Annotated in this window: 1 protein-coding gene; it reads right to left on the reverse strand. The window is 40.8% G+C overall.

The genetic code is table 11. The features are described from left to right. Positions 1-6 precede the first annotated feature (6 nt). Positions 7-522, reverse strand: a 516-nt coding sequence (locus tag Y7E_RS34700) for a serine hydrolase domain-containing protein (protein WP_237741426.1), incomplete at its 5' end; no start/stop codon positions are given.

The following is a 522-nucleotide window of genomic DNA, read 5'->3' on the forward strand; positions in this document are numbered from 1 at the left end:
TTTTACCTACTTGCTAAATTCAGCAAGTAAAATATTTTTTAAAGGATCAGAACGACTAGTTTTATGGCCATTCCAATTGATGGCCAATGTATGCTTGCCTTCAAGCGTGCCTCCAGCAAAAGTAGAAAACCCTGGAACACCGCCTGCGTGTCCCCATATCGAGACACCGTTTTGAAGTTTAGTTTCATAGATTCCAAGACCATATCCATCGATCCCTTCTGTTCCTGTAGGAACTGTAGTAAGCATTTGTTTTAGCTGCTGTTCCTTCAGTAATTTGCCACTGAGTAAGTAAGAGAAAAATTTGTTTAAATCATCAGCAGTAGAAATCATATCTCCATCCGAGCTACCTGGGTTAGAATAAGTAACGTCTTTTAGCTCCCTTTCTCCGTCATATCTGTCATATCCACGGGCATGCTTGGTGCCTGGAATAACCGTTGAATTGCCAGGTAGGAATGTATTTGACAATTCAAGCGGTTCAATAATTCGATTTTCAACCTCTTCCGCATAGCTGTTTCCAGTTAC

The sequence above is a fragment of the Bacillus bingmayongensis genome (assembly GCF_000299035.1).
GTDB classification, from domain to species: Bacteria; Bacillota; Bacilli; order Bacillales; family Bacillaceae_G; genus Bacillus_A; species Bacillus_A bingmayongensis.